The organism is Brevibacterium sp. 'Marine' (assembly GCF_012844365.1).
Lineage (GTDB): Bacteria > Actinomycetota > Actinomycetes > Actinomycetales > Brevibacteriaceae > Brevibacterium.
The window spans coordinates 1899836-1921709 of record NZ_CP051626.1 but is presented as its reverse complement, the minus strand read 5'-3'; the positions used below and the strand labels follow the sequence as shown (position 1 = coordinate 1921709).

Annotated in this window: 23 protein-coding genes and 1 tRNA gene; 4 read left to right on the top strand and 20 right to left on the bottom strand. The window is 65.0% G+C overall.

The annotated features are described in order from the left end of the window. Positions 1–8: 8 nt before the first annotated feature. Both HF684_RS08620 and HF684_RS08615 read right to left on the bottom strand, forming a co-directional pair. Positions 9–365 carry a hypothetical protein gene (locus HF684_RS08620; protein WP_169252161.1) on the bottom strand — a complete coding sequence of 119 codons (357 nt, stop codon included), beginning with the start codon at positions 363–365 and terminating at the stop codon, positions 9–11. A gap of 117 nt (positions 366–482) precedes the next feature. Beyond that, positions 483–555 (bottom strand) — tRNA-Ala (locus HF684_RS08615). A 161-nt stretch (positions 556–716) separates the two neighbouring features. On the opposite strand from HF684_RS08615, the gene HF684_RS08610 reads away from it, so the two are divergent. Together HF684_RS08610 and HF684_RS08605 are read left to right on the top strand one after the other, a co-directional pair. Beyond that, complete coding sequence (locus tag HF684_RS08610) at positions 717–1928, top strand: FAD-dependent oxidoreductase (protein WP_169252160.1); 1212 nt, start codon at positions 717–719, stop codon at positions 1926–1928. 83 nt (positions 1929–2011) lie between these two features. Further along, positions 2012–2734, top strand: a complete 723-nt coding sequence (locus tag HF684_RS08605) for an alpha-ketoglutarate-dependent dioxygenase AlkB (protein ID WP_169252159.1) — start codon at positions 2012–2014, stop codon at positions 2732–2734. 63 nt (positions 2735–2797) lie between these two features. Here HF684_RS08605 and HF684_RS08600 read toward each other — a convergent pair whose 3' ends face one another. From HF684_RS08600 to HF684_RS08575, 6 genes are read right to left on the bottom strand one after another with little or no spacing between them, the layout of a single operon-like run. Next, a complete protein-coding gene (locus HF684_RS08600) occupies positions 2798–3187 on the bottom strand; it encodes a monovalent cation/H(+) antiporter subunit G (protein WP_169252158.1) in 390 nt (129 codons plus the stop codon). Next, complete coding sequence (locus HF684_RS08595) at positions 3187–3447, bottom strand: monovalent cation/H+ antiporter complex subunit F (protein WP_169252157.1); 261 nt, start codon at positions 3445–3447, stop codon at positions 3187–3189. The genes HF684_RS08600 and HF684_RS08595 overlap by 1 nt, the downstream gene beginning before the upstream one ends. Beyond that, positions 3444–3818 carry a Na+/H+ antiporter subunit E gene (locus HF684_RS08590; protein WP_169252156.1) on the bottom strand — a complete coding sequence of 125 codons (375 nt, stop codon included), beginning with the start codon at positions 3816–3818 and terminating at the stop codon, positions 3444–3446. Before HF684_RS08590 ends, HF684_RS08595 begins: the two co-directional genes overlap by 4 nt. Beyond that, positions 3818–5335, bottom strand: a complete 1518-nt coding sequence (locus HF684_RS08585; protein WP_169252155.1) for a monovalent cation/H+ antiporter subunit D family protein — start codon at positions 5333–5335, stop codon at positions 3818–3820. The genes HF684_RS08590 and HF684_RS08585 overlap by 1 nt, the downstream gene beginning before the upstream one ends. Further along, on the bottom strand, positions 5332–5664 hold the full coding sequence (locus tag HF684_RS08580; RefSeq protein ID WP_169252154.1) for a cation:proton antiporter subunit C: 333 nt from the start codon (positions 5662–5664) through the stop codon (positions 5332–5334). Before HF684_RS08580 ends, HF684_RS08585 begins: the two co-directional genes overlap by 4 nt. Then, entirely contained in the window at positions 5661–8699 is a 3039-nt protein-coding gene (locus tag HF684_RS08575) for a DUF4040 family protein (RefSeq protein ID WP_169252153.1), read from the bottom strand. Before HF684_RS08575 ends, HF684_RS08580 begins: the two co-directional genes overlap by 4 nt. A gap of 122 nt (positions 8700–8821) precedes the next feature. On the opposite strand from HF684_RS08575, the gene HF684_RS08570 reads away from it, so the two are divergent. Further along, complete coding sequence (locus HF684_RS08570) at positions 8822–9961, top strand: glycosyltransferase family 1 protein (RefSeq protein ID WP_211168095.1); 1140 nt, start codon at positions 8822–8824, stop codon at positions 9959–9961. Positions 9962–10017: 56 nt separating this feature from the next. On the opposite strand, the gene HF684_RS08565 is transcribed toward HF684_RS08570, so the two are convergent. The 12 genes from HF684_RS08565 to HF684_RS08510 form a co-directional block, all read right to left on the bottom strand. Next, positions 10018–10614, bottom strand: coding sequence for a histidine phosphatase family protein (locus HF684_RS08565; protein ID WP_101553974.1), 597 nt, complete (start codon positions 10612–10614; stop codon positions 10018–10020). After that, positions 10611–10988, bottom strand: a complete 378-nt coding sequence (gene rsfS, locus HF684_RS08560; RefSeq protein ID WP_025776782.1) for a ribosome silencing factor — start codon at positions 10986–10988, stop codon at positions 10611–10613. Before rsfS ends, HF684_RS08565 begins: the two co-directional genes overlap by 4 nt. 53 nt (positions 10989–11041) lie before the next feature. Then, on the bottom strand, positions 11042–12535 hold the full coding sequence (locus HF684_RS08555; protein ID WP_169252152.1) for a hypothetical protein: 1494 nt from the start codon (positions 12533–12535) through the stop codon (positions 11042–11044). Then, complete coding sequence (gene nadD, locus HF684_RS08550; protein WP_035319614.1) at positions 12528–13133, bottom strand: nicotinate-nucleotide adenylyltransferase; 606 nt, start codon at positions 13131–13133, stop codon at positions 12528–12530. Before nadD ends, HF684_RS08555 begins: the two co-directional genes overlap by 8 nt. 1 nt (position 13134) lies before the next feature. Then, on the bottom strand, positions 13135–13296 hold the full coding sequence (locus HF684_RS08545) for a hypothetical protein (RefSeq protein ID WP_155807341.1): 162 nt from the start codon (positions 13294–13296) through the stop codon (positions 13135–13137). A gap of 173 nt (positions 13297–13469) precedes the next feature. Beyond that, positions 13470–14759 carry a glutamate-5-semialdehyde dehydrogenase gene (locus tag HF684_RS08540; protein ID WP_101593614.1) on the bottom strand — a complete coding sequence of 430 codons (1290 nt, stop codon included), beginning with the start codon at positions 14757–14759 and terminating at the stop codon, positions 13470–13472. 3 nt (positions 14760–14762) lie between these two features. After that, positions 14763–15929: a glutamate 5-kinase gene (proB, locus tag HF684_RS08535; RefSeq protein WP_169252151.1), complete on the bottom strand. Its 1167-nt coding sequence runs from the start codon at positions 15927–15929 to the stop codon at positions 14763–14765. Beyond that, complete coding sequence (gene obgE / locus HF684_RS08530) at positions 15926–17491, bottom strand: GTPase ObgE (RefSeq protein ID WP_169252150.1); 1566 nt, start codon at positions 17489–17491, stop codon at positions 15926–15928. The genes proB and obgE overlap by 4 nt, the downstream gene beginning before the upstream one ends. A gap of 102 nt (positions 17492–17593) precedes the next feature. Next, positions 17594–17845, bottom strand: coding sequence for a 50S ribosomal protein L27 (gene rpmA / locus HF684_RS08525; RefSeq protein ID WP_025776788.1), 252 nt, complete (start codon positions 17843–17845; stop codon positions 17594–17596). A 15-nt stretch (positions 17846–17860) separates the two neighbouring features. Continuing rightward, complete coding sequence (rplU, locus tag HF684_RS08520; RefSeq protein WP_025776790.1) at positions 17861–18169, bottom strand: 50S ribosomal protein L21; 309 nt, start codon at positions 18167–18169, stop codon at positions 17861–17863. Between the two features lie 247 nt (positions 18170–18416). Beyond that, complete coding sequence (locus HF684_RS08515) at positions 18417–18734, bottom strand: chorismate mutase (protein WP_167195869.1); 318 nt, start codon at positions 18732–18734, stop codon at positions 18417–18419. Between the two features lie 125 nt (positions 18735–18859). Beyond that, positions 18860–20389 carry an alanine/glycine:cation symporter family protein gene (locus HF684_RS08510; RefSeq protein ID WP_169252149.1) on the bottom strand — a complete coding sequence of 510 codons (1530 nt, stop codon included), beginning with the start codon at positions 20387–20389 and terminating at the stop codon, positions 18860–18862. Between the two features lie 287 nt (positions 20390–20676). On the opposite strand from HF684_RS08510, the gene HF684_RS08505 reads away from it, so the two are divergent. Then, positions 20677–21843 carry an SPFH domain-containing protein gene (locus HF684_RS08505; RefSeq protein WP_248279178.1) on the top strand — a complete coding sequence of 389 codons (1167 nt, stop codon included), beginning with the start codon at positions 20677–20679 and terminating at the stop codon, positions 21841–21843. Positions 21844–21874: the final 31 nt, after the last annotated feature.

The following is a 21874-nucleotide window of genomic DNA, read 5'->3' as shown; positions in this document are numbered from 1 at the left end:
CAGAGGATTCAGTCGGTGTCAGCGGCAATCGCGGCCGCAGCCCACACCAGCGGGATCTGCAGCGGCAGCCTCGCACAGGCGATTGCTCGGCCCTTCGGGTTGTCCCAGTGTCTGACCACTGTGTAGATATTGGCGGGGAAGACGCCGACCATGAGCGCGGCAGATGCGGCACCGCCGAGGCGCCGGGTGGCCGTGTTGGCCAACAGTCCTGCACAGCCGAGCTCAGCGATGCCGCTGGCGTAGGTCCAGAATCGCGGGTTGCCCAAACGAGGCGGCACGATGGAGTCGAAGAGATCGGGCCGGGAGAAGTGGGCAACGCCGGCAAGGCCGAGGATGCCGGTCATGATCGCCGTCTTCGTCTTCATTCCACGTCCGTCCTCACTCTGCTCACTTCGACGCGTCTCGTGCCGCAGAGCCTGGTCCCGATGGCATGAGAACCTCAACGCCGGATTCGGCGTCCGACGAGGCACCCGAGCGATGTGTGGAGCTAAGGGGAATCGAACCCCTGACCTTCTCATTGCGAACGAGACGCTCTACCAACTGAGCTATAGCCCCTGACCATTGTCAGCTTACGCCTGCACCCGGCTGCAGACCAAAAACGCGCGACCGCGGTCATCTCTCGATCGGCACAGCTGTCACCTGGAGCGGATCCGGTGGAGCCTGGTGAACTCTGCGAGTACAGTCGACAGAGAGTCCCCTCTACGAAAGGACCGACAATGGCAGACGAATTCGGAACAGTCGTCATCGGCGCAGGCCTCGCAGGAGGCACCGTGGTCGAATCCCTGCGCGACGCCGGCTACACGGCGCAGATCGCGCTCGTCGGCGCCGATCCTGCGGCGCCGTACTATCGGCCGGACCTGTCGAAGAAGGTGATGCTCGAAGGGTCGGATCCTGCCGATTCGGCACTCCGCGGCGAAGACTGGTACTCCGCTCACGATGTCTCGACGTTCTTCGGCGCCTCGGTGGCCTCCATCGACACAGACGCTCAGTCGGTCACCCTCGATGACGGACGGGAACTGGCGTATGGTCAGGCGATCCTCGCAACCGGATCGGTGCCCCGCACACTCGATGTTCCCGGTGCTCAGCTGGGCAATGTCCACACTCTCCGCGATGCCGGAGATGCCGTGGCCATCCGTTCCCAGTTCGGCGACGGCAAGAAGGTCGCTGTCATCGGCGGCGGTTGGATCGGCCTCGAGGTCGCGGCGGCGGCGAAGTCCCACGGCTGCGATGTCACGGTGATCCTCCATACCGACGCTCCCCCACTCTCGTCCGTCCTCGGCCCGGTCCTCGGCGAGCACTTCGAGGACCTGCACCGAAAGAACGGAGTGAATTTCGTCAAGAACGCGGAGACGACCGCGTTCACCGGTGACTCCGCGGTCGAGGGCGTCGAGACGACCGCCGGGAGTGTTGCCGCCGATCTCGTCGTCGTCGGAATCGGTGCCGATCCTGCCATCGATCTCGCCTCCTCGGCGGGATTGGCCACCGACAACGGCGTCATCGTCGACGAACAGATGCGCACCTCCGACGGCAGTATCCTCGCCATCGGCGATATCGCGAATGCACAGAACGTTCTGCGCGGTGAACGTCTGCGCGTCGAACACTGGGACAACGCGGTCCGCCAGGCCGAGGTAGCGGCCTCGACGATCAGCGGCGGGACAAAGTCCTACGACTGGCAGCCGTACTTCTACACCGACCAGTTCGACCTCGGAATGGAATACGTCGGACGCGGAGACCCCGCGGACGACGTCATCATCCGCGGTGACGAGTCCAGCGGCGAATTCATCGTCTTCTGGCATCGCGACGGCACGGTCACCGCGGCCATGAACGTCAATGTCTGGGACTACGGCGACGAGCTGCGCGCGCTCATCGGCAAGGAAGTCAGCGCCGATCGGCTGGCCGACGAACAGGTGCCGGTCGGCGAACTCTGAGTCCGAAGGGCTCGGGGACTCGCCGATCGTGTCTCCTCGGGTCTCGCGATCATTCTCGATCCCGCTCTGGCATCCTGGTAGACATGGATTCGCTCTTCGCCGATGAGGCTTTCGACCGCCGACCGGCAGTCGTCGCACCCGGTGCGGTCTGGGTTCCGGGCTTCCTCACCGCCGAGGCACAGCAGTGGATCATCGCCCGCTACGCCGAATGGCAGTCCGGTCCGGTTCCTCCCCACGCGACGACGATTGCAGGGCATCCGATGAGTGTCACGACGATCGGGCTGGGCTGGCATTGGCAGCCCGGGCGCTACGACCGCCGCGCCGTCGACGTCAACGACAAGGTGGTGCTGCCGTTCCCCGATTGGATGACCCGCCTGGGCCGTCAGGTTCTGCAGACGGCGGTCACGGTCGTCGAGGACTCCGGGGAATTCGCTGCAGGAACGGCCGCCGCGTGGGGCTTCGACCCTGCCGACTACCACCCGGATGTAGCTCTCGTGAACTACTACGACGAGCACGCGAAGATGGGCATGCATCAGGACAAGGACGAATTCGACCCTGCGCCGGTCGTCTCCCTGTCATTGGGCGATACATGCCTCTTCCGGTTCGGGAACACGGAGACCCGCAATCGTCCCTTCGAGGATCTGCGCTTGGCCTCGGGTGACGCCTTCGTCTTCGGCGGCCCTGCTCGCTTCGCCTACCACGGGGTCAGGTCGATCCAGCCGAGAACCGCACCGGACGCGGGAGGGCTGGACCACCTCGGCGGGGGCAGGATCAACATCACGATGCGCACGACCGGACGGGACTGAGCCCACGCGTTCGGTCGCTCGGCAGACCCAACTGATCCGGCAGACCCAACTGATTGAGTCGGATCAGGAGTCCTTCGCCTCGGGGTCGATGTCGACAACCCCTTCTGGCGGTGCTGCCAGCCGATTGGGCGAGGTCTTGCGGAACACAGGCTGTCCCGACAGCACCGTCGACCTGGCCAACGTGTTGCTCGCGACCGAGGACACGATGATCAGGCACAGCACCGCGATGACGGCCATGATCAGCGAGAACCAGGAGAACCCGGACGAATAGAGGTCGAAGATGAAGGCCGCAACGACGATGAAGGGCATACCGAGACCCGTGGCAGGAGAGAACACGTTGATCCGCGACAGGGCGTCGCGCACCCGGAACATCGCCAGCGAGGAGCCGAGCAGCAGCAGGGATCCGGTGATGCCGAAGATCCCGACGAGGGTCGTGGCCAGTGCTTCGTTCATCAGCGGTGCCCCCTCGTGAGGATGCGCGACAGTGCGATCGTGGCAAGGATCCCCACCATGGAGGACAGGAAGACCACGTCGAGGACGATCGACGAGGACACCATGATGCCGAGCATCGTGACGATCGCGATGGCCGAGAAGTAGATGAGGTCCGAGACCACCGCACGTGAGCCCTGATCGCGGGCCGTGAGCACCCGGATGAGGCCGATGATGATAGCGACGGCGAGGATGACCGAGCAGATGCCCGCGATGACGATCATGGATGTCCTCCCTGCAGATCCGTGTGTGGTCCCGGCGCGCGTCCACGGGTCATGGACAGCAGACGCGACTCCATATCGATGAGTCCGTCGAGAGCGGATGCCTCCGACTCTTCGAACAGGGCGTGGACGAAGACCACCGGCGGGGTCGTCGACGTGCCGGCGGCGATCGCTGCGACCAGAGTGCCGGGTGTGATGGTGATCGACGACGCGAAGACAGTGACTTCGAGGTCGGTGGCGCAGCGCATCGGCAGTTCGACGATCATCGGCTCGGCGTAGTCGCTGCGGAAGAGTCGGGCGATGACGGTCGCCGACCCCGTGATGATCGCACGGACGATGAAGCCGACGTAGGAGATGCCGTGGATGAGACGCATCACGGTGCCATCACCGCCTCGATGTAGTCGCTGTGATCGAGCAGCCCCTCGGCTCCCCGGTGTGTGAGGTCGAGCAGGGGCTCCGGGAAGCAGAAGAGCGCAACGGAGAGACCGATCATGATCGTCGCCGGCACCAGCAGACGGGCGGGGATGCGCACGCTGCGCATGATCGGTTCGGCCGGGGCACGCCCGGTCTCTGCCGAGTCCGGACGGTACGTCTGCATCGGCGGTCCCCAGAAGGTGTTGCGCCAGGTGCGCTGAAGCGCCAACAGGCTGATCACTGCGCCCGCGACGATGGCTGAGACCAGGACCCATCCGAAGCCGCCGCCGGTGTCCGTGGAGGCCCGGATGAGTCCGACCTTGCCCCACAGCCCCGAGGTCGGCGGAAGACCGACCAGGGAGAAGAGTCCGAGGATCATGAGGATCGTCGCCCATCGCTCGCGGGAGGCGAGCCCGGACAGCTTGCGGAAGGATCCGGTGCCGTAGATCTGTTCGACCGCGCCCATGATGAGCAGCAGGCCGGCCATCGTGATCATATGGTGCATCATGTAGAACGCACCGGCGCCGAGGGCTGCCGAGGTCAGCAGAGTGACGCCGACGAGGATGTGGCCGACGCCGGCAGTCATCTGGAATCCGAGCACATTACGCACCCGCACCTGTCCGAAGCCGGAGACCGCACCGATGAGGATGCTCGCCACCGCGACGATGAGCAGGACCGTCGCCCATGGTGCGGGGTCTCCGTAGACAGTGGTGTAGATGCGGTAGATCGCGTAGAGCCCGACCTTCGAATGCAGCCCGGAGAACAGCGACATCATGCCCGCCGAGGTGTTCGGATAGCTGCGGACGAGCCAGCCGTGGAAGGGCGCGCCGCCGGCCTTGATGAACAGCGACAGCAGCACCACGCCCAGCGCGATCCCGGCCTGGCCGGTCGGCTGTCCCTGACCTGCCAGAACGGCGAGGTTGACCGTGCCGGTGGCGCCGTAGACGAATCCGACGCCGATGAGCAGCATCGTCGAGGTCAGCAAGTTGACCATCACGTAGAGTCGTCCGATGCCGAGCCTGCGCCAGGTGCCGGTGACGGCGATGAGCGCGTATGCGGGCAGCATCATCACTTCGACGAAGACGAAGAGGTTGAACAGATCACCGGTCAGCAGCGCACCATAGACTCCGGTGAGCATCATCATGATGAGCGCCGGAACGAACCGGTACTGATCCTCTCCGGTGGAGATGAGGAACAGGCTGCTGACGAACGCGACGAGCGAGGTGAGCACCAGCATCAGTGCGGTGAACGTGTCCGAGACGAACACGATCGCCAGACCGGGCACGTAGTCGCCGACGGAATGGGCGATCACCGGGGTCGAACCGTGCAGCCCGAGGAGTCCGATTCCGCTGCCGCCGACGAACACGGGAACAGCGAGAAGGAGCAGTCGGTCGAAGGTGCGTGAGGTGATGAGCACGCTCAGGGCGGAGGCCAGGAGCGGGACGGCGACGAGCAGGAGGAGCAGGGCTGAGTTCATGAGTCGCGCTCCTCCCCCGTCTCCGGGTTGCGTTTCTGGTCGTCGTCATGGCCGAGCACGGCCAGAGCGAGCATGAAGATCGTCACTGCCAAGGTGATGACGATGGCGGTGAGCACGAATGCCTGAGGCAGCGGGTCGGCCGCGTTGGCAAGGGAACCGCGCCCGGCCAGCGGTTCGCCTCTCCAGGCGCCGACCCCCGCCGAGAGCAGGATGAAGTTCGCGGCGTGGGAGATGAGGGTGAGTCCGAAGACTCCCCGAACCATGGAGCGCTGCATCATGAGGTAGACGCCTCCGGCGGTGAGGACGCCGATCGTCAGTGCCAGGATCATGCTTCCTCCCCATCTCCGCCGGCCGGTGAGTCCCCGCGGAGGATATGCGTCGAGTTCGCCCGCACCTTCGCTTCCTCGGAATCCTCAGCGCCGCGGCGGCGGCTGCGTTCGGGGCGTTCCCCGCGGATCGCCTCCATCGGACCGCTCAACTCCCCGTAGAGCAGCTCATCGGCACGTTCGCGGGTGCGTTCGACGTCGCGTCGGATGATGCCGTTGGTGAGCACATCGTCACCGGCCGGAGTCGCCGCGGAGTCCGAGACGCCGAGGAGGTTGAACGAGAGCAGCATGAGTCCGAGCACCGCCAGGTAGACGCCGACATCGAAGAGCATCGACGTCGTCCAATGCTGACCGGCGAACTCGGCGTGCATCGGGTGGAGGAACGAACCGGCGAACAGGAGACCGATGATGCCGGTGACCACTGCCGTGGCCACGCCGGAGCCGATGAGGTACAGGGGTGCCCGCGGCGGACCGATCGCACGATCCTTCGGCGTCGACAGGTAGGCCAAGCCGATGACGGCTGAACCGACGAGCGCGGCGATGAATCCGCCGCCCGGGGAATTGTGACCACGCCAGAAGATCAGCAGTGAGCTCACCGCCAGCAGCGGACCGAGGACCTTCAGCGTCAGCTGCAGCGGGATGACGTTCGGCCACGCCTCGTGGACGCCGCGGTACGCAGTGGTGCCCTTGGGGCGGATGGACACCCACGGAGGCCGCGGCGGTTCCGGGATGTTCTCGGCCGGCGGGTCGATGAACTTGTCCTTGACCGTCGACATCACAGCGACGATCGCGATTCCGGCCATGCCGAGGACGGTCAGCTCACCAAGGGTATCGAGGGCACGGAATTCGACGAGGATCGTGTTGACGATGTTGTCTCCGCCGCTGATCTCCGGAGCCTTGTCGAGATAGTACAGACCGAGGTCGGAACGTTCCCGCCGGCCGTTGAGCACCAGGGTGAGTCCGGCCGCGCTGGCACCGACGATGACCGCAAAGAGAAGGCGCGGAGTCTGTTTGCGCTTCGGGTACTTCCAGAACGAACGGGGAAGTTTCTGGAGCACGAGCATGATGACGATGATCGTCATCGCTTCGACGAGCAGCTGCGTCAGGGTGACGTCGGGGGCGCCGAGAGCCAGGATCTGCACGGTGGCGAGGATGCCGATGGCAGACAGCGCCACAACGGTCGTCAGACGCGAATGCGAGGTGCACAGGACGAGGACTGCCACGGTGATGAGGACGAGCAGGATGACGTCCACCGGACGGCTGAGATTCTGCTGCAGCGGCGGCAAGTCGGCGAAGACGACGGGAATCGAGCCGATGGCGAGCACGCTCAGCCCGCCCAACGACATCGCCAGATAGGGTCCGGAGTTCATCGGGCGGACGAAGGCGGCAAGACCGTGTCCCAGACGTTCGAGGCCCGTCGTCAGCGAGTCGATGACATCGGATCCGTCGAACGGCAGCGTGGCCTTGTGGAAGAAGACGAAGACGCGTGAGCGACGCAGGATGAGGACGACGCCGATGGCGATGATGAGTCCAGAGGCGAGCAGTTCGATGTTGAATCCGTGCCACAGCGCCAGATGGACGTGTTCGGTGGCGTTCGGCACAGCCGCGCGCACCACGTGGTCGAGCGGAGTGTCGAGGAGGAAGAGGACGAAGCTCAGCGGAAACGAGGCCAGGATCGGCAGGGCCGCCGCGATGAGCATGACGGGAGAACCGCGGTGGATGTCACCCGTCTCGGGTTCGCGCCCGTCGATGAAGCTGCCCCAGACGGTCTTCGCACAATAGGCGAAGGTGAGCACGGAGGCACCGACCGCGACGAGCAGAGCCACCCACCCGGCCCAGGGACCGCCCGGCGTCTCTCCCAGGGCCGTGAGCAGGGCTTCCTTCGACACGAAGCCCAACAGCGGCGGAATCCCAGCCATGGACGCACAGCCGATGATCATCACCGTGAACGCCGCCGGAGCGGACCGCATGAGTTTCGGGATCCGTGCGAGGTCGCGGGTGCCGGCGAGGTGGTCGACGACTCCGACCATCATGAACAGGCCGGACTTGAACAGAGCGTGAGCGATGACGTGGAGAGTGGCGGCAGCGATGGCCGCCTCGGTGCCGACGCCGATGACGGCGGTGATGAGGCCCAGCTGGGACACCGTCGAATAGGCCATGAGCTTCTTCACGTCATGTTGGTTGAGTGCGAACCAGCCGCCCAGACACGCAGTGAGAAGTCCCGCCGTCACGAGCAGAACGTTCCAGGCCGGCGTGGCGTGGAAGGTCGGTGAGAACCGCAGCATGAGGAAGATGCCGGCTTTGACGACGGCAGCGGCATGCAGATAGGCCGAGACCGGGGTGGCAGCGGCCATCGCATCGGGCAGCCACGGGTGGAAGGGGAACTGCGCGGACTTCGTCATGGCGGCGACGCCGACGAGCAGAGCCACCAGCGTCGTGACCTCGGGCTGGCCCGTCCACACCGGGGAGCTGATCGCCTCGGCGAGGTTCGTCGTCCCGGTCACCGCGATGATCACACCGGTGGCCACCAGCAGGCTGAGGCCTCCGATGAAGGTGAAGAACATCGTCCGCAGGGCCGGTGCCTGTCCGGGTGATCCGGACCGGGCGATGAGGAAGAAGGACGCCAGCGACGTCAGCTCCCAGCACACGAACAGCACGAGCACATCGTTGGTGAGCACGAGCGCGACCATGGAGAACGTGAAGATCACCATCAGCCAGTAGAAGCTCGTGTTCCGGCCCGGGCTGAGGTAGCGGGTCGAATAGATGAACACGACTGCCCCGATGATCAGGGCGATATAGGTGAAGACGACGCCGATGCCGTCGGCTCGCAGAGCCAGGTCGACGCCGAGACTGGGAATCCACCGATAGGACGTCTCGGGATTGTTCCCGGCCATCACCTCGGCGGCAGTGGGGGTGAACAGCGCAGCCACGCCCAGGTAGGCGGCGGCGAGCGGCCAGCCGCTCTCCCGGCCGGCGAAACGAGTGAGGACCGGGGTGAGCACGACCAGTCCCGCCAGAGCGATCAGCGTTAGGATCATGAACGGGCCTCAACGGCCGCGGGCACAGGTGATGATTCCTTCACTCACTGATCCTTCGTCGCAGAATACGCATTCGGACAGACACAGACTTTCGAAGAATCAGACTATCGACTCGGAGTTCCATGAGCAAAAACACACAGAGCCGTCAACCCTCTTCGAGGCTGTCGGTCTTCTTCGACGCGCGCTTCACCCGCACCGATCACCACGACGGGATCTCCCGGTACGGTTCGTGTCTGCTCTCGGCCCTGCTCAGGGCCGTCGAGGACACGGAGATCGACGTCACCGTCATCATCAGCGACCCGGCCCAGCTGGCGCTGCTGCCCGATTGCGCATGGGTCGAGTTGTCAGACCCCACCTCCCCCGCTGAGGTGGCCATCGCCGGGAAGCTCAATGCCCTGGGAGCCGATGTCGTGTTCTCCACGATGCAGACGATGGGCTCCTTCGGTCGCCGGTACGGGCTCATTCTGACCATCCACGACCTCATCTACTACTCCCACCCCAAGCCGCCCGGCGATCTGCCGTTGCCGGTCCGGCTGCTGTGGCGGGCGTACCATCTGAGTTTCTTCCCGCAGCGGCTGCTCCTCAATCGAGCCGACGCGGTGGCGGCAGTGTCCGAGACGACGAAGGATCTCATCGCCGCTCATCACCTGACTCGCAGGCCGGTGCAGGTGGTGTCCAATGCCGCCGAGGTGGCCGCCACCTCCACGCGGACGGTGAACCGACACGATGCGAAGACACTCCTGTACATGGGCGCGTTCCTGCCGTACAAGAACGTCGAGGCCCTCATCCGCGCCCTCGAGTACCTGCCCGGGTGGACCTTGCACATCGCCAGCCGCATCGACGGACGTCGGGAAGCTCAGCTGCGTGCCCTCATCCCCGACCGCGCGAAGGTCGTCTTCCACCGAGGAGTCAGCGAAGAGGAGTACGCGCGCCTGCTCGACGAGTCGACAGCTCTGGTCACGGCCTCGCGCGAAGAGGGATTCGGGCTGCCCGTGATCGAGGCGATGGCTCAGGGCGTGCCCGTGGCCGTCTCGGACATTCCGATCTTTCGGGAGATCGCCGCCGAGGCGGCCGAATACTTCGACCCCGAGGACCCGCAGTCGATCGCCGAGGCGATCACCCGGCTCACGGACGCCGAAAGATGGGCGGGGAAGTCCGCGGCCGGACAGGTGCAGGCACTGGCCTTCGATTGGGCGAGGTCGGCGGACTCGCTGGTCGAGCTCATCAGATCCGTCGCACCGGCCCGGACGGCCGACAGCTGAGTCCGGCGCGGCCCGGACGGCGGAGAACCGAACCGGCAGCGCCGCTGACCCTCGCCTCAGCGGGAGAACGCGCCCCAGCTGCGCAGCACCCAGCTGTCGCCGGTGAATCCGAACTCTCCGTGACCGCAGTTGCCGAGGACGCCGAGCCGACCGGTCCCGTTCATCTCCAACAGGATTTCGGCGGCTGCCCGCAGGACCGCACCGTGAGCGACGATGGCGATCGGCTCGGCGTCGGTCGACCGTACGATCTCGGAGATGGCAGCTGCGACGCGGTGACCGGACTGGGAACGGGACTCGCCCCCGGGCGGATTGACATCGGCACCGGAGGCCCATTCGGCGAGTTCGTTCGGCCAGATCTCGGCCACCTCGGCGCGCGTGCGCCCTTCCCACTCACCGAATGCGGTCTCGCGCAGACGCTCGTCGCGCAGGGGTTCGCGACCGACGAGCGTCGCCAGGCTGTCGGAGGTCGCCGCTGCACGGGAGAGGTCGGAGGAGACGATGAGTTCCGGATCGAACTCGGCGAGGAGTCGAGCGGTTTCTTCGGCCTGAGCTCGGCCCGTGTCGTTGAGGGGGACGTCGGACTGTCCCTGGAAGCGACCGGCGACGTTGAAGTCCGTCTGTCCGTGACGCCAGAACAGCACCGTCTTCGTCATTCGTCCGAGCCGGGTTCGGGCAGCTGCAGGTCGATAGCCGGTACGTCTTTCCACAGCCGTTCGAGCGCATAGTACTCGCGCTGCTCGGCAGAGAAGACATGGACGACGATCTCTCCGAAGTCGAGCAGCACCCAGTCCCCTCCCCGACCCTCGCGGCGCAGCGGGGTGAGGTCGTGCACGAGCTGCAGCTCTTGTTCGATCGCGTCGATGATCGCACCGATCTGGCGTTCGTTGTCGGCCGAGACGATGAGGAACGCGTCGGTGATGTAGAGCGTGGAGCTCACATCGAGGCCGATGATGTCGGTTCCGAGCTTCTCGTCCGCCGCTTTGGCGGCGGTTCGAAGCAGCTGGGTGGATTCGGCGATCTCGCTCACAAGATCCTTTCGCATGGATGCGGTGGTGGAGGTGGTGTGTCCCCGTGTGATGTTCAGAGGAACATGACGAGGGCGATGACGATGAGGGCCAAGGCGAAGAACGCGGCGACGCCGAGGACGATATAGGGCATCTTCGAGGGCTCTTCGCCCATGAGGATCTGACCGTCCTGCCCGGTGACCGAGCTGGCTCGGATGCGTGAGCCGGGAGGGTTCTCGGTCTCTTCGTCTTCGTAGTCGGCATTCGGCAGCGACCAGGCTTCGGGCACTGCGTCCATCGGACGGGTCTCCGGGTTGGCGGCCAAGGCACGTGCCGCGTCATCGGAGCCGGCGTCACCCGGCGACTGATCTGCAGCGTCGGTACCCGTGCCGGTCTGCGACTCTTCGCCGCGGACAGAGTCCGGGGTCTGCTGTCGCTGAGTTTCGCTCCCGCGCGTCTCGTCGACCTCGGGGATCTGTGCCGATGCGGCGGTGACGACGCGCACTCCGGACGTCGAGGGAGGCTGCACGATCGGCATCCGCCGCGAACGGGACGCGGACTCGGGCTCGCTTGCGGCATCTGCCTCGGGCGTCGCAGCCGGCTCGTCCGCGGAAGCAGGTTCGTCCGCGGAAGCAGGTTCGTCCGCGGGAGCGGGAACGGCACCAGCGACAGCATCCGAGTCTGTCGTGTCGGCCGAGCCGTTCTGATCCGCCGATTCGGTCTGGTCCGCGGCGTCTGCCGGCTTCTCGTTCTCGGACTCGTCTCCGAGCGCCGGAGCATCTGCGTCGAGGGCCGAGTACGGCATCGACAGCGCGTCGTAGGGCTCGCTGTCAACGGTCGCCGGGCGCGGTGCCGAGTCAGCAGTGACGGGGGCCTCGAAATCACGGGCGGCGACCTCGTCGGAGCCTCCCCCGAAACCGGCGGTGTCATAGGATTCGTGCTCGGTGCTCGCGGCATCCGCATCCGGGCTCGACACGGACGAGGCATCTGCAGGGTCGGCTGCGGCATCCGCGTCGGCTGTGTCTGACTCGAGGCCTTGCGAACCGGTAGCTGCCGACTGTGCGGCGTCCGATTCCGGGACCTCCGGGATCGGACCGGTCAAGCGGCCCTCGGCAGCGGCCTGGCGTTCGGCCAGTTCCTGCTCGTCGGCCACGACCGGCATCGCGCCGGTGGACAGATCGCCGTTCAGCGAGAGTCCGTGTTCGCGCAGGTACCGCTTCTTCTCTGCTCGGGTCTGGAAGTGCGGCAGCGGAGTCCGAGTCGGGTCGAGACGGTCCTCGGCATGGACCGGGGGCCGCGACTCCTGCGGGTGGTCAGATGCCAGGGCACCGCGTTCGTGGCTGGTCCGTGGCGAAGGATAGGGGTCGATACGTGAGGCGGTGTCATCGCTGGTCTCGGCAGCGGGTTTCGCATCGGGCTTCTTCGGCGGCAGCGGATTGAGGAGCCCCGCGCGAGAGTTCGGAGCCTCCTTCGGCTGCTCAGGAACCTCTCGTGCTTCGAACGCCTGTTCCGCCGCCAGCCTCTCGGCTTCCCGCCGTGCTCGACGTGACGTGAACTGCTCCTCAGCCATTCTCACTCCTGTACAACTCGTACTTCGCGATGTACTGCACTACGCCGTCCGGCACGAGGTACCAGACAGGTGCACCATCCATCACCCGTTGTCTGCAATCCGTGGACGATATCGCCAGTGCAGGGATCTGCACGAGACTCAGCCGATCGACCGGCAGTCCTTCACCATGGAGTTCGTGCCCGGGCCGACTGACGCCGACGAAGTGGGCCAGGGAAAACAGCTCATCCACATTCTTCCACGTCAGGATCTGAGCCAAAGCGTCCGCGCCGGTGATGAAGAACAACTCGGTATCGGGACCATAGCTGCGGGCGAGGTCCCGCAGCGTATCGATCGTATACGTCGGGCCCGGTCGGTCGACATCGGCTCGAGAGACGGTGAACCGGGGATTCGATGCCGTCGCGATGACCGTCATCAGATACCGGTGCTCGGCGCTGCTGACCTCTTCGACGTCCTTCTGATACGGCCGTCCCGTGGGGACGAAGACCACCTCGTCGAGGTCGAAGGTCGCCTGAACCTCACTGGCCGCAACGAGGTGGCCGTTGTGGACGGGGTCGAAGGTGCCGCCCATGACACCGACTCTGCGTCTGTGCTCTGCCATATCAGTGGCGGTGCGAGATGCCCTTCCACGACCGAGACACCAGGCCCATCGTGATGAAGATCGCCAGGGTGATGAGTCCGTACCAGATCGGATCCATCGGCAGCTCGACGTGGGCGGCGTGCTCCCCACCTTCGGCTGCGGCGGCCATAATGGCTGCGTTCACGTCTTTTCTCCTTACTCAGTGTCCGACGCGCACAAGCGCGTCGGCGTCATTACCTTCTCAGTTTCTCATGAACGACCCAGGAATCCGGCATCGACATGACATCTTCCTCTTCCGACGGCTCCCCCGATCGGGGGTCCCCAACCGATCGGGCGGGTGTCGGAATCGCCGGCGGCTCAGGAACGGACCTGTCCGTTGCCCATCATCACCCACTTCGTCGTCGTCAGCTGCTCGAGTCCCATGGGACCGCGTGCATGCAGCTTCTGCGTGGAAATTCCCACTTCTGCGCCGAAGCCCAGCTCTCCCCCGTCGGTGAATCGGGTGGAGACGTTGACCCCCACCGCTGCGGCATCGATGGCTGTGACGAAGGTGTCGGCGTTGTCGAGGTCCTTCGTCACGATCACTTCGGTGTGGCCGGAGCTGTAGGCGCGGATGTGGTCGATGGCCTCTTCGATTCCGGAGACGAGTTTGATGGCGATCTCCAGCCCCAGATACTCCTTGGCCCAGTCACGTCGTGACACCCGGCGAATCTTCATCCCCGCAGGTGCCAGTGCTGAAACGTCCGAGTCGGCGTGGACGATGACTCCAGCGCCGTCGAGCCGTTCGAGGATCTTCGGCAGCACACGCTTCGCGGCTTTCTCGTGGACGAGGAGGGTCTCCAACGAGTTGCACACGCTGGGACGATGCGTCTTCGAATTCAGCACGAGATCGACGGAGGTCTTCACGGTGGCGGTGGAGTCGATGAACATGTGCACATTGCCCACCCCGGTTTCGATGACGGGCACGATCGATTCCTGCACGACCATGTTGATCAGATCGGCGCCGCCTCGGGGAATGAGCAGATCGACGTAGTCGCGGGCGTTCATGAGCACGTGCGCACCCTCGCGTCCGTACTGGTCGATGCCGCTGATCGAGTCGGCCGGAAGTCCCGCCGATTCGACTGCGCGGCGGAGGATGGAGATGATCTCCGTGTTCGAGTTCTGGGCCGCCGACCCGCCGCGCAGGACCGAGGCATTGCCGGACTTGAGGGCGAGGACGGCGATGTCGACGGTGACGTTCGGACGGGCTTCGTAGATCGCGCCGATGACACCCATGGGCACGCGATTCTGGGTCAGCCGGATGCCGTTGGGCAGAGTCCGGCCGACGACGACATCGCCGACGGGGTCAGCCAGGTCGATGACGTCCTCGACGGAATCGGCGATCGCGGCGATGCGATCGGCGTCGAGGCGCAGACGATCGAGAAGAGCGTCGCTCATCCCGTTCCCGGTGCCGGCTGCGATATCGGCATCGTTGGCCTTGACGATGCGGTCGGTGCTGCTGCGCAGAGCGTCGGCGATGGCGCCGAGCGCTGCATTCTTCTCCGCGGTCGAGGTCGTCGCCAACAGACTCGACGCGGCCTTGGCATTGCGGACGATGCGGGTGACTCCGCGCACGGTCTTCGGGTGGATCTCGGCTGCTGCTGTCATGGGCTATCTCCCCCCGCTCACGTGTGTGAGAACGAGATCGTTTCGATGGATGACCTCTTTACGGTAGTCACTTCCCAGACGGGTGCCAAGTTCCTCGGTCGTGGACCGGAACATCAGCGGCAGCTCCGCCGAGGAGAAGTTCGACATACCGCGAGCGATGACGTCACCGGCAGGGTTGCGGATCTCGACCGGATCACCGGCCTCGAACTCTCCGCTGCACGCGGTGACACCGGCCGCGAGCAGGGAGGTTCCACGGGAGAGAACAGCGGCCTCGGCTCCGTGGTCGATCGTGATCGAGCCGAAGGTGCGAGCGAGATGGCGCAGCCACAGAAGACGGGTGCCCCGACGTTTGTGTGTGACCGTGAAATACGTGCCGACATTCTCGCCGGCCAGCGCCGAGGCGGCCTGCGGTGCCGAGGTCAGCACGGCCGGAATACCGGAATCGGCGACCATGATGGCGGCCTCGACCTTCGTGGCCATTCCTCCGGTGCCCGTGCCGGCGGTCCCGACGCCGCCGATGGCGAGTTCGTCGAGGTCACGTGGACCGTGGACGCGGTCGATCAGCCGAGAGCCGGGCTGATCCGGAGGACCAGAGTAGAGCGCGTCGACATCCGACAGCAGCACCAGCGCATCGGCGTGGGCGAGGTGGGCGACCAGCGCGGCCAGGCGGTCGTTGTCGCCGAAGCGGATCTCTTCGGTCGCCACAGCGTCGTTCTCATTGACGATGGGCAGCGTACCCAGGGCCAGGAGTTTGTCGATCGCACGCTGGGCGTTCTTGTACTGGGTGCGGCGGATGAGGTCGTCGGCGCTCAGCAGCACCTGACCGGGAACGAGGTCGTAGCGCCCCAGAGCCCGCGCATAGGCGGCCATGAGCAGTCCCTGGCCGACTCCGGCGGCCGCCTGCTGGCTGGCCAGATCCCTCGGGCGCTTCCTCAGTCCCATGGGTTCCAGCCCAGCAGCGATCGCACCGGAGGAGACGAGGATGACTTCGTGACCGGCCGACCGGTGGGCACCGATCACATCTGTCAGGGCGATGAGTTTGGCTTCGTCGAGTCCGCCGTCGATGGTCGTCAGCGAGGAGGAGCCGACCTTGACGACGACACGACGGGCACGCGCGATATCTTCACGGACGGACGCTGCGGAGGAGTCCGACTGAACTGTGGCGCTCACTCTTCGCCGGCTCCCTCGGCAGACTCCGTCGCAGGTGCACCGTCAGCGCTCTCACGGTGTGCACGTTCGGCCAGGCGCTCCTGTTCGAACTCCGCCCGAGTCGCGGCCTTCGCATCCATCTTCTCGTGATAGGCGGCTTTCCGCTCCTTGCGAGTGGCGCGCGATTCCTCGTCGAGCCGGGCGTCCGATCCACGCGAGCCCAGCAGCTCGGCACCGCCGACGGTCGTGGGATCCCAGTCGAAGACGACTCCATCGTCTCCGCCGACGACGATTGTGTCACCAGGTTTGGCACCGGCTTTGAACAGGGCCTCTTCGACACCGAGGTGCTCGAGCCGGTCGGCGAGGTAGCCGACGGCCTCGTCGTTGCCGAAGTCCGTCTGCTGCACCCATCGCCGAGGCTTGTCGCCGAGGACACGGAACAGCGGACCGTCGGCACTGCGTTCGGAACGGACTTCGAATCCGCGATCGTCGACGGCTTTCGGACGGATGACGACGCGCTGCGGTGTCGCTTCCAGCTCGGCGCGGCGCTCCCGCTCGGCGAGCACGAGTTCGGCCATGGCGAACGAGAGTTCCCGCAGGCCGGCATGGCTGACAGCGGAGATCTCGAAGACCCGGTAGCCGGCAGCCTCGAGGTCGGGTCGGACGATATCGGCGAGGTCACGTCCGTCGGGGATGTCGACCTTGTTCAGTGCCACGAGCTTCGGTCGCTCGGACAGCGGGAGGAGTCCGCTGCCGTCGTCGAGGTCGACGGCATAGGCGGCGAGTTCGGATTCGATGATCGTGAGGTCGGAGACGGGATCGCGTCCGGGCTCCCACGTGGCCATGTCGATGACATGGACGAGTCCCGCGCAGCGTTCGACGTGGCGGAGGAACTCGAGGCCGAGTCCCTTGCCCTCCGATGCTCCGGGGATGAGCCCCGGAACGTCGGCGACCGTGTAACGCGTCTCGCCGGCCTGAACGACCCCGAGGTTGGGCACGAGCGTGGTGAACGGGTAGTCGGCGATCTTCGGCTTCGCGGCCGAGAGAGCGGCGATGAGGCTCGACTTGCCCGCCGATGGGTAGCCCACAAGGGCGATATCGGCGATCGTCTTGAGTTCGAGCACCAGGCTCAGCGTCTGTCCGGGCTCGCCGAGGAGCGCGAAGCCGGGGGCCTTGCGCTTCGTCGATGCCAGTGCCGCATTGCCCAGACCGCCGCGGCCTCCGGCGGCAGCGGTGAACTCGGTTCCGTCATCGACGAGGTCGGCGATGACATCGCCGTTGGTGTTCTTCACGACCGTGCCTTCGGGAACGTCGACGATGAGGTCTCTTCCGTCGGCGCCGTGTCTCAGGTCGCCCTTGCCGATCCCGCCGTCATCGGCACGCACGTGCGGACGGTGGTGGAGGGGAAGCAGGGTCGTGGTCTGGCGGTCGACACGGAAGATGATGTTCCCGCCGTTGCCGCCGTCGGCGCCGTCGGGTCCGCCGAGCGGTTTGAACTTCTCACGCCTGATCGAGGCACACCCGTTCCCACCTGCGCCTGCGGCGAGATGAACGGTGACACGGTCTACGAACTCGGTGGCCATAATGTCCTTATATCAGATGAAGGGTGAGTCGTTCGACTCACCCTTCATGCTCCCTTGACTCAGGGAGAGATCATATTGACGACGGAACGGATCCGGGGAGGATCAGGCTCCGACGATGTTGACGATCTTGCGACCGTTGCGGGTGCCGAATTCCACGGCTCCGGCTGTCAGAGCGAAGAGGGTATCGTCTCCTCCACGGCCGACATTGGCTCCGGGGTGGAACTTGGTTCCGCGCTGGCGGACGATGATCTCGCCGGCCTTGACGGCCTGGCCGCCGAAGCGCTTCACGCCGAGGTACTGTGGGTTCGAGTCGCGACCGTTGCGGGTCGAGCTGACTCCCTTTTTGCTTGCCATGTGAGAAGTCTCCTCTTACTTGATGTTCGTGATCTTCAGACGGGTGAGGTCCTGGCGGTGGCCCTGACGCTTCTTGTACCCGGTCTTGTTCTTGTACTTCTGGATCACAATCTTGGGACCGCGGAGTTCACCGGCGACCTCAGCGCTGACCGAGACCTTCGCCAGAGCGTCGGGATCGGTCGTGACCGTCTCACCGTCGACAAGAAGTACGGCATCGAGTTCGACGCTGTCTCCAGCCTTCGCCTTCATGCGGTTGACTGTGATGATATCGCCGACGCTCACCTTTTCCTGGTGGCCCCCGGCACGGACGATGGCATAGACCATGCTCGAACCCTCTTTCTGCTAAAACACAAACGAACGGCGGTTGTCCCTTGGCTGCCGCGGGCCGAACCCGCAGACATCCCATTGAGAGGAATCACCAGCCGTGGCGCGTCACGCGCACCGACGGTCAAGTCTAATCGAGAGCACACAGCATCGGCAAACCCACGCCCCATCGGCAGGCGGACGATCTGCGTATTGTGAGTCATCTCTCGTCCATCCGCAGAAAGGGCGTGATCCTCGCATCTGCGACTCAGCTCTCGCGCGACTCCGCAATGCGTTCGTGCCGACGGATGACCTCGGCGACGATGAAGGCCAGGAACTTCTCCGCGAACTCGGGATCCAGGTGGGACTCCTCGGCGAGCTCTCGCAGCCGGGCGACCTGCCTGGCCTCCCGGGACTCGTCGGCCGGAGGCAGACCGTGGTCGGCCTTGAGTTCGCCGACGCGCTCTGTGAGCTTGAAGCGCTCGGCGAGGAGATGGACGAGGGAGGCATCGATATTGTCGATGCTGCCCCGCAGCTCCTGCAGCCGTTCGACTGCGCGTGTTCTGTCGTCTCTGTTCTCATCCACGCGCCCATTCTATCGACGGCCCGGCATGCCTGTGCGCCGCGTCCGAATGGGCGCGGCGCACAGGCATCCTTGATCGAGGCGGTCTCTTCCGGTCGAGGACCCCGTCCGGTTGAGGTGGCTCAGATTCAGGCGGGCTGGTCGACCGGGACCGCGTCGACCGTGTCCGGGTCGTTCAACGTTCCGGCCCTGCGATCGGCGAGGTACTTCTTCATCTCCTTCTTGACCACCGGCATGAGCATGTAGAGGCCGAGGATGTTGATGAAGGCACACATGAAGAGTGCGGCATCCGCGAACTCGACGACCTTCGAGAAGGTCGCCACACAGCCGACGACGACGAAGAGGCAGACCAGTGTGCGGAAGACGGTGACGCTGGCCTTCGCATTGCCGAACAGGTAGCTCCATGCCTGCTCTCCGTAGTACGCCCAGGTGATGAGGGTCGAGAAGGCGAACAGCGCGACAGCGATGGCCAGCAGGATCGGGTACCACGAGGCCACGGTGGAGAAGGCGTCCGAGGTCAGGGCCACTCCCCCGATCTCACCGGCACCGAGGTCCTCTCGGTAGGAGGCCTGATTGGCGACGATGATGGTCAGCGCCGTCATGGTGCAGACGACGACCGTATCGATGAAGGGCTCGAGGAGTGCAACGAATCCCTCGGAGATCGGACGGCGGGTCTTGACCGCCGAATGGGCGATCGGTGCCGAGCCGATGCCGGCCTCGTTGGAGAACGCCGACCGCTGGAAGCCGATGATCATGACTCCGACGATGCCGCCGGCCACACCCTGCGGGTTGAACGCCCCGGCGAAGATCTCACCGATGGCGCTCGGGATGTTCGTGAAGTTGAGCCCGAGCACGAGGAGGCATGAGATGACGTAGAAGATCGCCATCCCGGGGACGAGCTTGTCAGTGACCTTCGCGATCGAACGGATGCCGCCGAGGATGACCAGGGCGACGAGCGCCGCGAAGATGATTCCGAAGATCAGCGAGGCGAAGGGCCCGGCGAGGAACCCGTCGTCGCCGCCCGTGGCCGTGCGGACCTGGGCAAAGGTCTGATTGGCCTGGAACATGCCGCCGCCGACGACGCCGAAGATGAGGATTGCGATGGCGAACAGTCCGGTGAGCACCGTTGCCACCGGCTTGGAGAAGCGGCGGAAGGCCACAGGGAGGTACTTGAATGGTCCGCCGTGGACCACGCCGTTCTCGTCGATCTCACGGTATTTCACTCCGAGGGTGCACTCGACGAACTTCGTGCACATGCCCAAGAGACCGGCGATGATCATCCAGAAGGTCGCTCCTGGACCTCCGAGGGCGATGGCGACACCGACACCGGCGATATTGCCGAGACCGACGGTTCCCGACAGTGCAGAGGCGAGGGCTTGGAAGTGGGTGACCTCACCAGGGTCGGACTTCGAGGAGAATTTCCCGCGGATGATCTCGAGCGACAGCTTCGCCCCTCGAGCTTGGATGAAACCGAAGTAGACAGTGAAGACCCCGGCCGCGAAGATCAGCCACAGGACGACGAAGGGAAACGAGATCGATCCGATGGTGATCGGAAAGAAGATGACGCTGCCGAACCACGTCGCGATCGGATCGAACCATGAGTTGATGGCATCGTCGACCGGAGAGACCGGCGCTGCTGAGATATGAAGATTGTTCATAGTGTGACAACTTACTGAGACTTGCGTCACATTCAAGCGTTCCACCTTATGGAACGCTTTCAGTTATCGAACCGTTACGAAACAGGGGGCTCTGCGGCCATCTGAGATTCGCGTCTCATCAACTGGCCTAAACTGGGAACATGACTCAGAACCCTCAGCAACCAGGTCAGCGGCCGCCTCGAACCCCCAACTCATCCGCCGATCGAGGCCCGATTCCCAGCGGAGATCCGAGCACTCACATCCAATCCGGCCACGGTCAGCCTTCGGCATACCCCGGTGCGGAGGCAGTGACGAACCCCAACGGGCACTATGGGTCCCAGGGCGCTCAGTCCGGGTCGATCGGAGGTTCGGAGTCGACGGCACAGTATGGTCCGCCCGCTGGAGCTCAAGCGAACACCGGTGCCCCGCCGCACCACGGTGAAGGCTCACCTCTGCCGCCGGCACCGGCCCGCGGGCCCCGACGCTCACCTGTGCAGGCGCCGGACTCCGGTCGGCCTCCCTCAGGGCCAGGACAGCCCAACTCGGCCCCCACGCGCATCGTCTCCCCCGACGGTGAACGCGTGCGCGAGAAGCCGGCCGGCGGGGTCTCGGGCTATTTCGCTATCGTCGGTGCCATCGCCCTGCTCCTCGCCGCTGTGCTCATGGGCATCATCGGCTTCGTCATGAGCTTCGCCCAGGTCGCCGTCGGCGTCGTCCTCTTCATCGTCGCCGTGCTGTGCTTCATCGCCTCGATGTTCCTGTTCAGAGGATGCACCTCGGTGGCGCCCGGACATGCCGTCGTCCTCCAGCTCTACGGCAAGTACGTCGGCACGGTCAGACAATCGGGACTGCGATTCGTCAATCCCTTCTATACGAAGGACCAGATCTCGACGCGCATCCGCAATCATGAGACCTCGACTCTGAAGGTCAACGATCTCGACGGCAATCCCATCGAGATCGGCGCCGTCGTCGTCTGGCAGGTCAGGGACACCGCGCAGGCGATGTTCGAGGTCGATGACTTCGAGGAGTTCGTCGCCATCCAGGCGGAGACCGCCGTTCGGCACATCGCGAACTCCTACGCCTACGATTCCTCGGATCCACGCCGCATGTCTCTGCGCGACAACGCCGACGAGATCACCTCGCGACTCTCCGATGAGGTCGCCGCCAGAGTCATGGCCGCCGGCGTCACCGTCATCGAATCGCGCATCACCCAATTGGCCTATGCTCCGGAGATCGCGCGTGCCATGCTCCAGCGCCAGCAGGCCACAGCCGTTGTTGCCGCTCGTCAGCTCATCGTCGAAGGCGCGGTCGGCATGGTGGAGACAGCGATCGAAGAGATCGAAGGACGTCAGATCGTCAGGCTCGGGCAGTCCGAACGCAGCGATCTCGTGTCCAATCTGATGATCGTTCTCTGCGGTGATCAGGCGGCGCAGCCGACGATCAGCACCACCCGCAATCAGCAGTCGGCAGGCTGACCGGTCCGAGCCGCGCCTGCCGAACACGACA

What these genes read in the sequence shown, in the direction of transcription:
- HF684_RS08590 (WP_169252156.1), bottom strand. Translation starts at nt 3,818, where the DNA reads ATGCGTCTCATCCACGGCATCTCCTACGTCGGCTTCATCGTCCGTGCG.
- HF684_RS08555 (WP_169252152.1), bottom strand. Translation starts at nt 12,535, where the DNA reads ATGGCTGAGGAGCAGTTCACGTCACGTCGAGCACGGCGGGAAGCCGAG.
- rpmA (WP_025776788.1), bottom strand. Translation starts at nt 17,845, where the DNA reads ATGGCAAGCAAAAAGGGAGTCAGCTCGACCCGCAACGGTCGCGACTCG.
- HF684_RS08580 (WP_169252154.1), bottom strand. Translation starts at nt 5,664, where the DNA reads ATGATCCTGGCACTGACGATCGGCGTCCTCACCGCCGGAGGCGTCTAC.
- HF684_RS08570 (WP_211168095.1), top strand. Translation starts at nt 8,822, where the DNA reads ATGAGCAAAAACACACAGAGCCGTCAACCCTCTTCGAGGCTGTCGGTC.
- HF684_RS08575 (WP_169252153.1), bottom strand. Translation starts at nt 8,699, where the DNA reads ATGATCCTAACGCTGATCGCTCTGGCGGGACTGGTCGTGCTCACCCCG.
- HF684_RS08595 (WP_169252157.1), bottom strand. Translation starts at nt 3,447, where the DNA reads ATGATCGTCATCGCGGGCATCTGCTCGGTCATCCTCGCCGTCGCTATC.
- obgE (WP_169252150.1), bottom strand. Translation starts at nt 17,491, where the DNA reads ATGGCCACCGAGTTCGTAGACCGTGTCACCGTTCATCTCGCCGCAGGC.
- HF684_RS08600 (WP_169252158.1), bottom strand. Translation starts at nt 3,187, where the DNA reads ATGAACGAAGCACTGGCCACGACCCTCGTCGGGATCTTCGGCATCACC.
- HF684_RS08565 (WP_101553974.1), bottom strand. Translation starts at nt 10,614, where the DNA reads ATGACGAAGACGGTGCTGTTCTGGCGTCACGGACAGACGGACTTCAAC.
- HF684_RS08585 (WP_169252155.1), bottom strand. Translation starts at nt 5,335, where the DNA reads ATGAACTCAGCCCTGCTCCTCCTGCTCGTCGCCGTCCCGCTCCTGGCC.
- HF684_RS08620 (WP_169252161.1), bottom strand. Translation starts at nt 365, where the DNA reads ATGAAGACGAAGACGGCGATCATGACCGGCATCCTCGGCCTTGCCGGC.
- HF684_RS08610 (WP_169252160.1), top strand. Translation starts at nt 717, where the DNA reads ATGGCAGACGAATTCGGAACAGTCGTCATCGGCGCAGGCCTCGCAGGA.
- nadD (WP_035319614.1), bottom strand. Translation starts at nt 13,133, where the DNA reads ATGGCAGAGCACAGACGCAGAGTCGGTGTCATGGGCGGCACCTTCGAC.
- HF684_RS08540 (WP_101593614.1), bottom strand. Translation starts at nt 14,759, where the DNA reads ATGACAGCAGCAGCCGAGATCCACCCGAAGACCGTGCGCGGAGTCACC.
- HF684_RS08510 (WP_169252149.1), bottom strand. Translation starts at nt 20,389, where the DNA reads ATGAACAATCTTCATATCTCAGCAGCGCCGGTCTCTCCGGTCGACGAT.
- HF684_RS08605 (WP_169252159.1), top strand. Translation starts at nt 2,012, where the DNA reads ATGGATTCGCTCTTCGCCGATGAGGCTTTCGACCGCCGACCGGCAGTC.
- rplU (WP_025776790.1), bottom strand. Translation starts at nt 18,169, where the DNA reads ATGGTCTATGCCATCGTCCGTGCCGGGGGCCACCAGGAAAAGGTGAGC.